Genomic DNA, 13,192 nt, shown 5'->3' on the forward strand with positions numbered 1-13,192 from the left:
CCGGTCCGGTCATCGTGCGTCTTCGCACGTAGAGGCGGCGCGACCGTACCAAAACGTTCCCTCGCCGTAGCGACGGGACCGGATCGCGTCGAAGCCCTGGGGCCAGTGGAATTCGCCGCCCCTGGTGCTGCGCTCCACGGTGACGAGCGCTTCCCCGGTGAGCCACCCCTCCGAGCGGAGTGTGAGCAGGATCTCCCGAAGATCGTCGTCCGAGACGGCGTACGGCGGATCGAGGAAGACGATGTCGTACGGCTCGGCCGGGGCCGGGGTACGGATGATCTGTTCCGCTTTGCCCGCCCGGACCTCGGCGCCGGGCAGGCCGAGCGCCTTGACGTTCTCCCGGACCGTGCGGGCGGCGCGGGCGTCGGCCTCGACGAGCAGGACGTGCCCCGCGCCCCGGGACAGCGCCTCCAGGCCGACGGCGCCGGAACCGGCGTACAGGTCGATGACCCGCTCGCCGTCCAGCGGGCCGCCGAGCAGGGACTGCCAGGTGGAGAAGAGGCCCTCGCGCGCACGGTCGGAGGTGGGGCGGGTGCCGGTTCCCTGCGGGACGGCGAGGCGGCGTCCGCCGGCTTTGCCGGCGATCACGCGGGTCATCTTCGGGTCCTTGTCGGTGTGCTCGGGTGTGCTCGGGTGTGCGGACGGTGTCCGTTCCCAGTCTGTCAGCCCTTCTCCAGGTACTGCTCCCGCTCGTCGTCCAGCAGTGCGTCCAGAGCCGTCCGCAGCGCGGGCAGGCCCGTCAGCTCCGGGTCGGCGGCCACCACCGCTGCCGCCTCCTCCCGCGCCTCGGCGATGATCTCCTCGTCCTCGATGACGGCGAGGACGCGCAGGGAGGTGCGGGCGCCGGACTGGGCCTGGCCGAGTACGTCGCCCTCGCGGCGCTGTTCGAGGTCGATGCGGGAGAGCTCGAAGCCGTCGAGGGTGCCGGCGACGGCGCCCAGGCGCTGCCGGGCGGCGCTCGCCTCGGGCATCTCGCTGACCAGCAGGCACAGACCGGGGGCGGAGCCTCGGCCGACGCGGCCGCGCAGCTGGTGGAGCTGGGAGACGCCGAAGCGGTCGGCGTCCATGATCACCATCGCGGTGGCGTTGGGGACGTTGACGCCTACCTCGATGACGGTCGTGGCGACCAGGACGTCGGTCTCCCCGGCTGCGAAGCGGCGCATGACGGCGTCCTTGTCGTCGGGCTGCATACGGCCGTGCAGGACCTCGACCTTGAGGCCCTGGAGCGGGCCTTGCGCCAGCTGCTCGGCGATGTCGAGGACCGCGAGCGGAGGCCGCTTCTCCGCATCACCCTCGGGGGGCTTCTGAGACCCCTTCGTCGGGGCGTCGTCCTCGTCGCCGATGCGCGGGCAGACGACGTACGCCTGGTGGCCGTTGGACACCTCCTCGCGGACCCGTTCCCAGGCCCGGGCGAGGAAGTGCGGTTTGTCGGCGGCCGGGACGACATGGCTGGCGATCGGGGAACGACCGGCCGGGAGCTGGTCCAGGACGGAGGTCTCCAGGTCGCCGAAGACGGTCATGGCGACGGTGCGCGGGATCGGCGTGGCGGTCATGACGAGCAGATGCGGCGGCTGTTTCCCCTTGCCGCGCAGGGCGTCGCGCTGCTCGACGCCGAAGCGGTGCTGTTCGTCGACGACGACCAGGCCGAGGTCGTGGAACTGCACCTTGTCCTCGATCAGCGCGTGGGTGCCGATGACGATGCCGGCCTCGCCGGTGGTCAGGTCGAGCAGGGCGTGGCGGCGGGCGGCGGCGCCCATGGACCCGGTGAGCAGCACCACCTTGGTGGCGTGCTCCGCGCCGCCGAGCATGCCTCCCTCGGCCAGCTCCCCCATCATCTCGACGACCGACCGGTGGTGCTGCTGGGCGAGCACCTCGGTGGGCGCGAGCATCACGGCCTGCCCGCCCGCGTCGACGACGGCGAGCATGGCGCGCAGGGCCACCATCGTCTTCCCGGAGCCGACCTCCCCCTGGAGGAGCCGGTGCATCGGGTGGTCGGTGGCCAGGTCGTCGAAGATCTCCCGGGAGACCTTCCGCTGGCCGTCCGTGAGGGTGAAGGGGAGACGGTCGTCGAAGGCCGTGAGCAGGCCGTCCGGACTCGGTTTCCGGGGGACGGCGGGGAGTTGGGTCTCCGCGTGGCGGCGGCGGGCGAGGGCGACCTGGAGGACGAAGGCCTCGTCCCACTTCAGGCGGGCGCGGGCGTCCTCGACGTCCGCCTTGGTGTGCGGGCGGTGGATCTTCAGGAGGGCTTCGGGGAGGGAGACCAGGCCACGTCCCTCGCGCAGGGAGCCGGGGAGGGGGTCGACGGCCTCCTGCGCGCTGGGCAGCACCGTCTGGATCGCCTTGCCGATCTTCCAGGACTCCAGCTTGGCGGTGGCCGGGTAGAGGGGGATAAGGGCGCCCGCCCAGGACTCGACGCTCTCGGCCGGGTCGTCGTCATCATTGCCGCGCAGCAACTCGTACGCCGGGTGGGCCAGTTGCAGTCGGCGGTTGAAGACGGAGACCTTGCCCGCGAACATCGCGCGGGTGCCCGGCAGCAGCTCTTTGTGGGGCTTGTGGACGCCGTGACCGAAGAAGACGAGCTGGAGGCGGCCGTGGCCGTCCGTGATGGTGACTTCGAGGCGCTGCCCCTTGCCGCGCGGCGCCTTCGACGAGGCGAAGGTGTGCAGGCGGGCGTCGGCGACCTGGGCCACCACCGTGACGTGCTCGTCCATCGGCAGGTCGGCGAGGTGGGTGAGCTGGCCGCGCTCCTCGTATCTGCGGGGGTAGTGGTGGAGGAGGTCGCCGACGGTGTGCAGGCCGAGGTGCTCGGCCATCACCTTCGCGGTGGCGGGGCCGAGCACCTTCTTCAGGGGTTCTCGCAGTGCGGGCACGAGATCCATTGCACACCACGCCACTGACAATGGCCCCACACCTCCCCGGAAACCGGCGGTACCGGCCGGCTACCTCCCGGAACCCGGCGGTACGGCCGCCCACCTCCCGGGAAACCCGCGCCGCCGACCGCGACCGCCCTACTCCACGCCGATCAGCAGCAGCGAACCCTGCCGGCCGCCCCGGTAGACCACCGTGTCGACGGCGAGATACGCCCCCCGGACGCGGGCCTCCAGGTGGGCGGTGACGGTCTCGGGGGCCTCGTCGCCGAGGACCAGGGTGACCAGCTCGCCGCCGGCCGCGAGCATGCGGTCCAGGACGGTCGCGGCGACCTCCGTGACGTCCGCGCCGATCACGGCCACGTCGCCGTCGACGAGGCCGAGCACGTCACCGGCCTGGCAGATGCCGGCCGTGGTCCACGACTGGCGTTCGGCGACGGCGACCTCGGCGTGGCGGGTGGCGCCCGCCGCCGAGGTCATCGCCACCACGTCCTCGTCGAAGCGCCGCTCGGGCTCGTGCACGGCGAGCGCGGCGATGCCCTGGACCGCGGAGCGGGTCGGGATCAGGGCGACGCGGATGCCTTCGGTGCGGGCCTGCTCGGCCGCCGCGGCGGCGGTGTGGCGCAGCTCGGCGTCGTTGGGCAGCAGGACGACCTCGCGCGCGTGTGCCCGCCGTACGGCCTGGACGAGTTCCCCGCTCGCGGGCGGTTCCCCGGGGCGCGCGAGCACGGTGGTCGCGCCGGCCTCGGTGTAGAGCCCGGCCAGGCCCTCCCCCGGCACGACGGCCACCACGGCCCGCTGGGCGCGCTCACGGGGCATGCGCTCGGCCGCGCTGGTGTGCGCGTCGCCGTGCCCGAAGTGGGTGATCCGGATCCGGTACGGCCGCCCGGCCTCGACGCCCGCCTCCACGGCGGCACCCGCGTCGTCGACGTGCACGTGGACGTTCCACAGTCCGTCGCCGCCGACCACGACGAGCGAGTCCCCGAGGGCGTCGAGCCGCTGCCGCAGCCGCGTCACGGCCGCGTCCTCGGCCTCCAGGAGGTAGATCACCTCAAAGGCCGGGCCGCTCTCGTCGCCCTCCTCCGTGGCGCACTCCCCCGCGGCGGCCTCGTCGCCGTGCGCCACGCGCGCGTGCGGCACGGCGACCGGTTTCGGCCCCGGCGCACGGCCCGTGAACGTCTCCACCAGGGCCGCGAGGACCGTCACGAGACCGTGTCCGCCGGCGTCGACGACTCCGGCGCGCTCCAGGACGGGCAGCTGGCCCGGGGTCGCGGCGAGTGCCGCGCGGGCGCCCTCGTAGGCCGCCCGGGCCACCGCCTCGCAGTCGCCCTCCGCACCGCCCTCCGTACCCTCGGCCGCGTCGTCCGCCGCGTCGGCGGCGGCCGAGGCGACGGTCAGGACGGTGCCCTCGACCGGGTGGGCCACGGCCTGCCGGGCGGATTCGGCCGCGTGCCGCAGGGCCAGCCGCAGGCCCGGACCATCGGTGTGAGCGGGTTCACCCCCGGCGGTGAGCACCTGGGCCATGCCGCGCAGCAGCTGCGCGAGGATCGTCCCGGAGTTGCCGCGCGCGCCGATCAGCGCGCCGTGCGCCATGGCGCCCACGGCATCGGCCAGCGAGGGACCGCCGCCCGCGTCCGGCTCCTCGGCGTCCGGCTCCCCGGCGTCCACCGCGTGCGCCGCGAACACCGCCTCCACCGCGGCGACGGCCGACTCGACGGTCAGATACAGGTTGGTGCCGGTGTCCCCGTCCGCGACCGGATAGACGTTGATCGCGTCGATCTCCTCGCGTGCCTGCCCCAGTGCGCGCAGCGACAGACCGCACCAGGTACGCACCGCCAGAGCGTCGAAGAACCTCTGCGGCACCTGCGCCACCTGCGCCTCCCTGAGCTGCTGGACGTGGCAGGCAGCGTAGACCTTGGGAGGGTGCCCACCGGAAGTGGGCCGGGGGCGGGCCCCTGAGCTGCCATGGTAGTTTCGTTGTACGGGAGCAGCCGTTGTATGCTGCTCCGGTTGCCCGATCCCGATCGGGCTCTCCCCCCTGGCACCGCCACTCAGACCCCGGACCGCTCGCGGCCCCGGAACCTTGATCCCGGCATGCCGGGGTCAACCGTAAGTGCATCTGAAGTCTTTGGAGTGACCCGTGGCTGCCAACTGCGACGTCTGTGGCAAGGGGCCGAGCTTCGGCAACAACATCTCGCACTCGCACCGCCGTACGTCCCGTCGCTGGAACCCGAACATCCAGCGTGTGCGTACCGTGGTCGGCGGGACGCCGAAGCGCGTGAACGCTTGCACCTCGTGCATCAAGGCCGGGAAGGTCTCGCGCTGACGCGTCAGCTGAGCGCGCGGCCACTGCCTGGTCCGCTGCATGGAGCCGGTCCACCTCGGGTGGGCCGGCTTTTTGCCGTGCCGGAGACCTTGCCCGGCCGGTAGTCCCGCCCACGCCCCGCCCACGTCACAGGGGGGCGTCCCGCCAGAACGCCCCCTGTGGCCTCGCCCGGACTTTCAGCAGCCGTGGTCCCGCCCGAGCGCCCAGCCGTGGTCCACCGGCCCGATGCCGCCGCCGAGCTTGAATCCGGCCGCGATCGCCCCGGTGACGTACTCCTTGGCCGCCGCGACCGCCTCGGGTACCGACCGCCCCTTCGCCAGACCGCAGGCGACGGCCGACGCGAGGGTGCAGCCCGTGCCGTGCGTGTGCCGGTTGTCGAGACGGGGGGCGCGCAGCCAGTGTTCCTCGGAGCCGTCGGTGAGCAGGTCGACGGCGTCGCCGGCCAGATGGCCGCCCTTGATCAGCACCCAGCGCGGCCCGTACTCCAGCACGGCCGCCGCGGCCCGGCGCAGATCGGCGTCCGTCTCGACCCGTACGCCGGTGAGTTGGGCGACCTCGTCGAGGTTCGGGGTGGCGACGGTGGCGACCGGCAGCAGCTTGGTGCGGACCGAGTCCAGCGCGGAGGCGGCCAGCAGCGCGTCGCCGTGCTTGGAGACGCCGACCGGGTCGACGACCGCCGGTGCGTCCGTGCCGCCGATCAACTCGGCGACCGTCTCGACCAGTTCCGCGGAGGACAGCATCCCGGTCTTGACCGCCTGGACGCCGATGTCGTCCACGACGCTGCGGTACTGGGCCCGCACGGCGTCCACGGGCAGTTCCCAGGCACCCTGCACGCCCAGGGAGTTCTGCGCGGTCACCGCGGTGAGCACGCTCATGCCGTGGGTGCCCAGGGCGAGCATCGTCTTCAGGTCGGCCTGGATGCCGGCGCCGCCGCCGGAGTCCGAGCCGGCCACGGTGAGCACCAGGGGCGGTGTCATGCGTCCACGTCCTCTCCGAAGTGGTCCCAGCCGCCCTTGCTCGTCCAGGGCGCCCCGTCGACGGTCACCTGGGGCAGCGCGGAGGGGTTGAGGACCTCGCCGATGACCTTCCAGCGGGCGGGCAGCTTCACGTCCGGCGGGAAGGTCGCCACGATCGCGTGGTCCTCTCCCCCGGTGAGCACCCACTGCATGGGGTCGACGCCGACGGCCTGGCCGATGTCGTTCATCTGGGACGGGATGTCGATCTGGCCGGAGCGGATGTCGATCCTGACCTTGCTGGCCTCCGCGATGTGGCCCAGGTCCGCGATCAGTCCGTCGCTCACGTCGCACATCGCGGTGGCGCCGAGGCCCGCGGCGGCCGGGCCCGCGTGGTAGGGCGGCTCCGGGCGGCGGTGGGCCTCGACGAAGGCGCGCGGCGAGCGGAAGCCCCGGGACAGTACGGCGAACCCGGCCGCGGACCAGCCGAGCCAGCCGGTCACCGCGACGAGGTCGCCGGGCTGGGCGCCGCTGCGGGTGACGGGCTCCTGGTTGCGCAGATCGCCGAGCGCGGTGATGGAGACGGTGATCGTGTCGCCGCGCACCACGTCGCCGCCGACCACGGAGGCGCCCGCGACCTGACACTCGTCGCGCAGCCCGTCCATCAGCTCGGTCGGCCAGGTCACCGGCAGTTCGGCGGGCACGACCAGGCCGAGCAGCAGTGCGGTCGGTACGGCGCCCATGGCGGCGATGTCGGCCAGGTTCTGCGCCGCCGCCTTGCGGCCCACGTCGTACGCGGTGGACCAGTCCCGGCGGAAGTGCCGCCCCTCCACGAGGATGTCGGTGCTGGCCACCACCCGGCGGTCGGGCGCGGCCACCACGGCGGCGTCGTCGCCGGGGCCGACCCGGACCGCCGGGGTGGTGGTGAGACGGGAGGTGAGCTCCCTGATGAGCCCGAACTCCCCCAGCTCACCAACAGTGCCCTTCATCGCCTTGGCTCCCCTTCTGTCCCTGTCCCTGTCCGTGCCCGGTCGCGCGTCATCTCTGTCCTCGTTACGGTCGAAATGACCGTCACCGCGGTCGGCCTGATCGTCAACTCGTGTCATTCCCGCACCCCGGCGCGCGGGGCCCGCGCCCCACGGGTCTCCCCGCGAAGAGCGGTGACGCGATACCGTGGCGTTCCTTTTCCCCACATGATCCTCGTGGCCGCTCTGGAGGTTCCGTGGTACAGGCGTACATCCTGATCCAGACGGAGGTCGGCAAGGCGTCGACCGTCGCCGAGACGATCAGCAAGATCCCTGGAGTGATCCAGGCCGAGGACGTGACAGGACCCTACGACGTCATCGTCCGCGCCCAGTCCGACACCGTCGACGACCTGGGTCGCATGGTGGTCGCCAAGGTCCAGCAAGTGGACGGCATCACCCGTACTCTGACCTGCCCGGTCGTTCATCTCTGACCCCCTTCCGCCCGCTCGCTCTCGCTCTGCTGATCGCCGCCGCGGGCTGCTCCTCAGCAGACGACAGCGGGTCGGCGGTGGTTCCCGGCCCGGACACAAGGTCACCGAGCTGTGCCGGAACCCGGACAAGGCGCTGCCACCGACGGGCGGCAGGCCGGGGAAACCCGCTGATCATACTGCGGAAGGCGATCCCCGAGGGGATCGCCTTCCGGGTCGTGCGTGAGGCGATACGTCAGCGCAGTCCCGTGGGCCGCCGCAGCGCCGCCTGGACCAGCCGGTCCACCAGTTCCGGGTAGCTCACGCCGCTCGCCTGCCACATCTGCGGGTACATGGAGATCGGCGTGAAGCCGGGCATCGTGTTGATCTCGTTGATCACGAACTCGTCGTCCTCGGTGAGGAAGAAGTCCGCGCGCACCAAGCCCTCGCAGGAGGCCGCGTCGAACGCCTCGACGGCGAGCCGCTGGACCTCGGCGGTCTCCTCGTGCGTGAGCGGGGCGGGCACGATGCCGGGCGTGGAGTCGATGTACTTGGCCTCGAAGTCGTAGTACGCATGCTCCGAGGGCGGCGGGATCTCGGCGGGGACGGACGCGCGGGGACCGTCCTCGAACTCCAGCACCCCGCACTCGATCTCCCGGCCGCGCAGCGCCGCCTCGATGAGGATCTTCGGGTCGTGGCGCCGGGCCTCCTCGATCGCCTCGTCGAGTCCGGAGAGGTCGTCGACCTTGGTGATGCCGATCGAGGAACCCGCGCGCGCGGGCTTCACGAACAGCGGCCAGCCGTGCTCGCCGGCGAAGTCCACGATCCTCTTGCGGGCGCCGGAACGGTCCTGCTCCCACTCGCGGGGCCGGATCACCACGTACGGGCCGACCTTCAGCCCGTAGGAGGTGAAGACCGCCTTCATGTACTCCTTGTCCTGGCCGACGGCCGAGGCGAGCACGCCCGCGCCGACGTAGGGAACACCGGACAGCTCCAGCAGGCCCTGGAGGGTACCGTCCTCGCCGTACGGGCCGTGCAGCACGGGGAAGACGACGTCGACCTCGCCCAGCGCCTTGGGCACCGAGCCGGGTTCGCTGTAGACGACCTCGCGGCTCGCGGGGTCGACGGGCAGCAGCACGCCGCCCTCGGTCGACTCGGCCAGTTCCTCGACGTCGGGCGTACGGCGTTCGGTGATCGCCATGCGTTCCGGTTCGTCGGCGGTGAGGGCCCAGCGGCCGTCCCTGGTGATGCCGATCGGCAGGACGTCGTACCGCGTCCGGTCGATGGCCGCGAGGACGGCGCCGGCGGTGACCACGGAGATCCCGTGTTCGGAGCTGCGCCCGCCGAACACGACGGCCACACGCGGTTTGCGAGGCGGCTGCTCGGGGCTCTGGGGGAGGTTCTCGGTGCTCATATCGCGTTGAGGGTACCCGTCCGTAGGGCCGCGAGACAGCGTCGGCGGGGCCGCGTGGCGCGGGTGGACGCCCAGCTTCCGTTCCGGTGCCGCTCGGCGTCGCTCAACGTCGTTCGGGCTTCGCGCTGCGCGACATCAGCTCCTTGAGCGCGACCACCGGCGGCTTGCCCTCGTGCACGATGCCGACGACCGTCTCGGTGAGCGGCATGTCGACGCCGTGCCTGCGGGCCAGATCGAGCACCGACTCGCAGGACTTGACGCCCTCGGCGGTCTGCTTGGTGACCGCGATGGTCTCCTGGAGGGTCATGCCCTTGCCGAGGTTGGTGCCGAAGGTGTGGTTGCGGGACAGCGGCGAGGAGCAGGTCGCCACCAGGTCGCCGAGTCCGGCCAGTCCGGAGAAGGTCAGCGGGTCGGCGCCGAGGGCGACACCGAGGCGCGTGGTCTCGGCGAGGCCGCGGGTGATGAGGGAGCCCTTGGCGTTGTCGCCGAGGCCCATGCCGTCCGCGATGCCGACGGCGAGCCCGATCACGTTCTTGACGGCGCCGCCGAGTTCGCAGCCGATGACGTCGGTGTTGGTGTACGGGCGGAAGTACGGCGTGTGGCAGGCAGTCTGGAGGCGCTGGGCGACGGACTCGTCCGGGCAGGCGACCACGGCGGCGGCCGGCATGCGGGCGGCGATCTCCCGGGCCAGGTTGGGCCCGGTGACCACGGCGATGCGCTCGGCGCCCACCTTGGCGACGTCGTCGATCACCTCGCTCATCCGCATCGCGGAGCCGAGTTCGACGCCCTTCATCAGGGACACCAGGATCGTGCCGGGCGCCAGCAGGGGTGCCCAGTCGGCGAGGTTGGCGCGCAGCGTCTGGGAGGGCACCGCGAGGACGGTGAAGTCGGCGTTCCGCGCGGCCTCGGCGGCGTCGGTGGTGGCCCGCAGGCCCGCGGGGAGTTCCACGCCCGGCAGGTAGTCCGGGTTGGTCCGGGTGGAGTTGACGGCGTCGGCGAGTTCGGCGCGGCGCCCCCACAGGGTGACGTCGCACCCCGCGTCGGCGAGGACCATGCCGAAGGCCGTGCCCCACGATCCGGTGCCGAAGACGGCCGCCTTGACCGGGTTGCTCACGCGCTCTGCCCTTCTGCCTGCTGCGACCGCCGGGTCTGTGCCTGCTCGTTCGGCGACTGCTGATTCCGTGCCTGCTGGTTCGGCGCCTGGTGGTTCTGGGCCTGGTGGTTCTGTGCCCGGTGGTTCTGTGCCTGCTGGTTCGGCGCCTGCTCGTTCTGGGCCTGTGTCCGGCGCCGCTGCTCGATCCGCTCCCGGCGCGGGTCGTAGGGGGTTTCGGGTGCCTTCTCGCCGCGGATCTCCTCCAGCTGGCGGGTGACGGCGGCCATGATGACCTCGGTGGCCTCCTTCAGGAGCTCCGCGGTCATCTCCTTGTCGTAGAACCGCGACAGGTCGACCGGCGGACCCGCCAGCACGCGGTGGGTCTTGCGCGGGAGAAGGCTGGGCTTCTTGGCGTACGGCGGCAGCAGTTCGTTGCAGCCCCACTGGGCGACCGGGACCACCGGGCACTTGGTCTGCAGGGCGACGCGCGCGGCACCGGTCTTGGCGGTCATCGGCCAGCCGTCCGGGTCGCGGGTGAGGGTGCCCTCGGGGTAGAAGGCGACGCACTCGCCGCGCTCCACGGCGTCGATCGCGGCCCGGAAGGCGCTCAGCGCGTCCGTGCTCTCGCGGTAGACGGGGATCTGTCCGGTGCCCCGCATCGCGGCACCGACGAATCCTTTCTTGAAAAGGCCGCTCTTCGCCAGGAATCGCGGGACGCGCCCGGTGTTGTACTGGTAGTGCGCGTACGCGAAGGGGTCGACGTGCGAATTGTGGTTCACGGCGGTGATAAATCCACCGTCGGCCGGAATGTTCTCCATTCCCCGCCAGTCCCGCTTGATCAGAACTACCAGCGGCGGTTTGCAGATCACCGCGGCGAAGCGGTACCAGAAGCCGATTCTGCGGCGGGGCACGCTGACACCTTTCCTCCAGGGCCTGGGGCCGGACAAGTGTCGCCCCGGGCCGCCCGTCTGTCGAGAACACCGTACGCCCCGGAGAGTGAACCGCCAGGTCCCCCAGGTGACAATGACGGCGACGAGAGAAGGACGGAACGCCCGTGCAGTGGACCTTGGTCGTACCCGTGAAGCCCCTTGCCCGGGCCAAGAGCAGGCTGTCGGACACCGCGGACGGCGAGGTGCGGCCGGACCTCGCGCTGGCGTTCGCCCAGGACACCGTGGCAGCCGTGCTGGCCTGCCCGGCGGTGGCGGATGTGGCAGTAGTCACGGACGACGCGCGGGCCGGACGGGAGCTGGCGGCGCTGGGCGCCAGGGTCGTCCCGGACGAGCCCGGCGGCGGCCTGAACGCCGCCCTGGCACACGGCGCGGCCACGGTACGGGCGGCGCGTCCCGAAAGTCCGGTGGCCGCGCTCAACGCCGATCTGCCCGCGCTGCGGCCGGCGGAATTGGCGCGGGTCCTGGCGGCGGCCACACAATTCCCGCGCGCTTTTCTCGCGGACGCGGCCGGAATCGGGACGACCCTGCTGGCCGCGGCGCCGGGCCGGGAATTGGCCCCCGCATTCGGTACGGATTCCCGGGCCCGCCACCGGGCGTCCGGCGCGGTGGAACTGTGCCTCGGCGCGGTGGATTCCGTACGGCAGGACGTCGACACCGGCGGCGACCTGCGCATCGCGCTGGCGCTGGGGGTGGGGCCCCGTACGGCCGCGGTGGCGGCGCGGTTGCTGATCGCCGGGCAGTAGGCTGCCGACATGCAGGCGACCGCATACACGTACGACCCCGAAAGCCGTAGCGGGCAGGTGCTGCTCGACGACGGCACGCCCGTGCCCTTCGACGCGGCGGCGTTCGACGCCGGGGGCCTGAGACTGCTGCGGCCCGGACAGCGGGTGCGGATCGAGATCGAGGGCGTGGGCGAGAACGAGGGCGCGGGCGCGGAGCGCCGGATCACGCTGGTGACGCTCCAGACGTTCTGAGCGTTCTGCTCCGCCTGCTCCGCCGGGCCCTGTGGGACCCGCGGGCCCCGAACACGCCGCGGGCCGGACTCCGAGAGGGAGTCCGGCCCGGCGCGTGAGTGCCCCTGTGCCCGGTCGCCGGCTGCTACCGGCTGCTACCTGCTACTTCTTGCGGGCGGTGGCCTTCTTGGCGGTGGTCTTGCGGGCGGTCGACTTCTTGGCCGGGGCCTTCTTGGCGGTCGCCTTCTTCGCGGGGGCCTTCTTGGCCGTGGACTTCTTCGCCGCCGCCGTGGTGGTCTTGGCGGTGGACTTCTTGGCGGGGGCCTTCTTCGCCGTCGCCGTCTTCGCCGCACCGGCGGTCTTCTTCGCGGTCGTCTTCTTCGCCGCCGCGGTCGTCTTCTTGGCCGCGCCCGTGGCCTTCTTCGCGGCGCTCGTGGCCTTCTTGGCGGCGGCCTTCTTGCCCGCGGCCTTGGAGATGGTGGGCGGCGGGCCGGACAGGCTGCCCTTGGGGGCCTTCTTGACCGCGATGTCGTTCTTCGGGAGCTTCTTCGAGCCGCTCACCAGGTCCTTGAAGCCCTGGCCCGCGCGGAAGCGCGGCACGGAGGTCTTCTTGACCCGAACCCGCTCGCCCGTCTGAGGGTTGCGGGCGTAGCGGGCCGGGCGGTCGACCTTCTCGAAGGAACCGAAGCCGGTGACCGAGACCCGGTCGCCCGAGACCACTGCACGGACGAGGGCGTCCAGGACCGCGTCGACGGCGTCGGCGGCCTGCTGCCGTCCGCCCACCTTGTCGGCAATCGCTTCTACGAGCTGCGCCTTGTTCACGTCTTCCCCTTCGGAGACATCGCCAGAACGAATGTGTTCAAGCTTTTTCGCACGTTAGGCAGATATATACCGCAAATCAAACACGAAACGGGCTAATCACCCTTGTGCCGCAACGGACTCGGGCGGTCCCGGTCTGTTCAGCCTTCCTCTTCGGGGAATCGACCCTCGTCGAGGTCGGCGGTGAACCGATCCAGGCGCCTTGCCGCACCGGCGAGATCGTGTTTGGCCGCGGCCGTAATGACCAGCAGCTTCCGGGTCAGCGCCATCCGTACGCCCTCCGGGACTTGCAGTGCGCGCACTCTTGTGTGCGCTTCCTTGAGCCGGACCGCGACCGCCGCATAGAGCTCGAGTTGGCCGTCGTGTTCCATGCACAGATTGTGCC

At 71.9% G+C, this 13,192-nt stretch carries 14 protein-coding genes and 1 pseudogene; 5 read left to right on the top strand and 10 right to left on the bottom strand.

The window, feature by feature from the left end; translation table 11 throughout:
• Positions 1-9: 9 nt before the first annotated feature.
• The 3 genes from rsmD to ACFCZF_RS01760 form a co-directional block, all read right to left on the bottom strand.
• Positions 10-597: a 16S rRNA (guanine(966)-N(2))-methyltransferase RsmD gene (gene rsmD, locus ACFCZF_RS01750; protein ID WP_376669954.1), complete on the bottom strand. Its 588-nt coding sequence runs from the start codon at positions 595-597 to the stop codon at positions 10-12.
• Positions 598-662: 65 nt separating this feature from the next.
• Positions 663-2,879 carry an ATP-dependent DNA helicase RecG gene (gene recG, locus ACFCZF_RS01755; protein ID WP_376669955.1) on the bottom strand — a complete coding sequence of 739 codons (2,217 nt, stop codon included), beginning with the start codon at positions 2,877-2,879 and terminating at the stop codon, positions 663-665.
• 129 nt (positions 2,880-3,008) lie between these two features.
• Positions 3,009-4,739 (bottom strand): DAK2 domain-containing protein, encoded by a 1,731-nt coding sequence (locus tag ACFCZF_RS01760; protein WP_376669956.1) that lies wholly within the window; start codon positions 4,737-4,739, stop codon positions 3,009-3,011.
• 268 nt (positions 4,740-5,007) lie between these two features.
• Between ACFCZF_RS01760 and rpmB the strand changes: the two genes are divergently transcribed.
• Positions 5,008-5,193 carry a 50S ribosomal protein L28 gene (gene rpmB, locus ACFCZF_RS01765; RefSeq protein ID WP_013000438.1) on the top strand — a complete coding sequence of 62 codons (186 nt, stop codon included), beginning with the start codon at positions 5,008-5,010 and terminating at the stop codon, positions 5,191-5,193.
• Between the two features lie 176 nt (positions 5,194-5,369).
• On the opposite strand, the gene thiD is transcribed toward rpmB, so the two are convergent.
• Together thiD and ACFCZF_RS01775 are read right to left on the bottom strand one after the other, a co-directional pair.
• Positions 5,370-6,170 carry a bifunctional hydroxymethylpyrimidine kinase/phosphomethylpyrimidine kinase gene (gene thiD / locus ACFCZF_RS01770; protein WP_376669957.1) on the bottom strand — a complete coding sequence of 267 codons (801 nt, stop codon included), beginning with the start codon at positions 6,168-6,170 and terminating at the stop codon, positions 5,370-5,372.
• Entirely contained in the window at positions 6,167-7,135 is a 969-nt protein-coding gene (locus tag ACFCZF_RS01775; RefSeq protein ID WP_376669958.1) for a thiamine-phosphate kinase, read from the bottom strand. The genes thiD and ACFCZF_RS01775 overlap by 4 nt, the downstream gene beginning before the upstream one ends.
• 233 nt (positions 7,136-7,368) lie before the next feature.
• Between ACFCZF_RS01775 and ACFCZF_RS01780 the strand changes: the two genes are divergently transcribed.
• Together ACFCZF_RS01780 and ACFCZF_RS01785 are read left to right on the top strand one after the other, a co-directional pair.
• Positions 7,369-7,602, top strand: a complete 234-nt coding sequence (locus tag ACFCZF_RS01780) for an Lrp/AsnC family transcriptional regulator (protein WP_053137604.1) — start codon at positions 7,369-7,371, stop codon at positions 7,600-7,602.
• Positions 7,599-7,741, top strand: a pseudogene (locus ACFCZF_RS01785) (DUF3515 domain-containing protein); the annotation flags it as partial. The gene ACFCZF_RS01780 and the pseudogene ACFCZF_RS01785, both read left to right, overlap by 4 nt.
• A 93-nt stretch (positions 7,742-7,834) precedes the next feature.
• Here ACFCZF_RS01785 and ACFCZF_RS01790 read toward each other — a convergent pair.
• The 3 genes from ACFCZF_RS01790 to ACFCZF_RS01800 form a co-directional block, all read right to left on the bottom strand.
• Entirely contained in the window at positions 7,835-8,992 is a 1,158-nt protein-coding gene (locus ACFCZF_RS01790; protein ID WP_376669959.1) for a D-alanine--D-alanine ligase family protein, read from the bottom strand.
• A gap of 103 nt (positions 8,993-9,095) precedes the next feature.
• Complete coding sequence (locus ACFCZF_RS01795) at positions 9,096-10,106, bottom strand: NAD(P)H-dependent glycerol-3-phosphate dehydrogenase (protein ID WP_310871018.1); 1,011 nt, start codon at positions 10,104-10,106, stop codon at positions 9,096-9,098.
• Positions 10,103-10,996 (bottom strand): 1-acyl-sn-glycerol-3-phosphate acyltransferase, encoded by an 894-nt coding sequence (locus tag ACFCZF_RS01800; RefSeq protein ID WP_376669960.1) that lies wholly within the window; start codon positions 10,994-10,996, stop codon positions 10,103-10,105. Before ACFCZF_RS01800 ends, ACFCZF_RS01795 begins: the two co-directional genes overlap by 4 nt.
• 143 nt (positions 10,997-11,139) lie before the next feature.
• On the opposite strand from ACFCZF_RS01800, the gene cofC reads away from it, so the two are divergent.
• Both cofC and ACFCZF_RS01810 read left to right on the top strand, forming a co-directional pair.
• Complete coding sequence (gene cofC, locus ACFCZF_RS01805; RefSeq protein ID WP_376669961.1) at positions 11,140-11,778, top strand: 2-phospho-L-lactate guanylyltransferase; 639 nt, start codon at positions 11,140-11,142, stop codon at positions 11,776-11,778.
• Positions 11,779-11,787: 9 nt separating this feature from the next.
• Complete coding sequence (locus tag ACFCZF_RS01810) at positions 11,788-12,009, top strand: hypothetical protein (RefSeq protein ID WP_376669962.1); 222 nt, start codon at positions 11,788-11,790, stop codon at positions 12,007-12,009.
• Positions 12,010-12,150: 141 nt separating this feature from the next.
• On the opposite strand, the gene ACFCZF_RS01815 is transcribed toward ACFCZF_RS01810, so the two are convergent.
• Together ACFCZF_RS01815 and ACFCZF_RS01820 are read right to left on the bottom strand one after the other, a co-directional pair.
• Positions 12,151-12,810, bottom strand: a complete 660-nt coding sequence (locus ACFCZF_RS01815; RefSeq protein WP_376669963.1) for an HU family DNA-binding protein — start codon at positions 12,808-12,810, stop codon at positions 12,151-12,153.
• 137 nt (positions 12,811-12,947) lie between these two features.
• On the bottom strand, positions 12,948-13,178 hold the full coding sequence (locus tag ACFCZF_RS01820; protein ID WP_375914377.1) for a hypothetical protein: 231 nt from the start codon (positions 13,176-13,178) through the stop codon (positions 12,948-12,950).
• Between the last annotated feature and the right edge of the window lie 14 nt (positions 13,179-13,192).

Source organism: Streptomyces sp. NPDC056296 (genome assembly GCF_042268605.1).
In the GTDB taxonomy this organism is placed as follows: Bacteria; Actinomycetota; Actinomycetes; order Streptomycetales; family Streptomycetaceae; genus Streptomyces.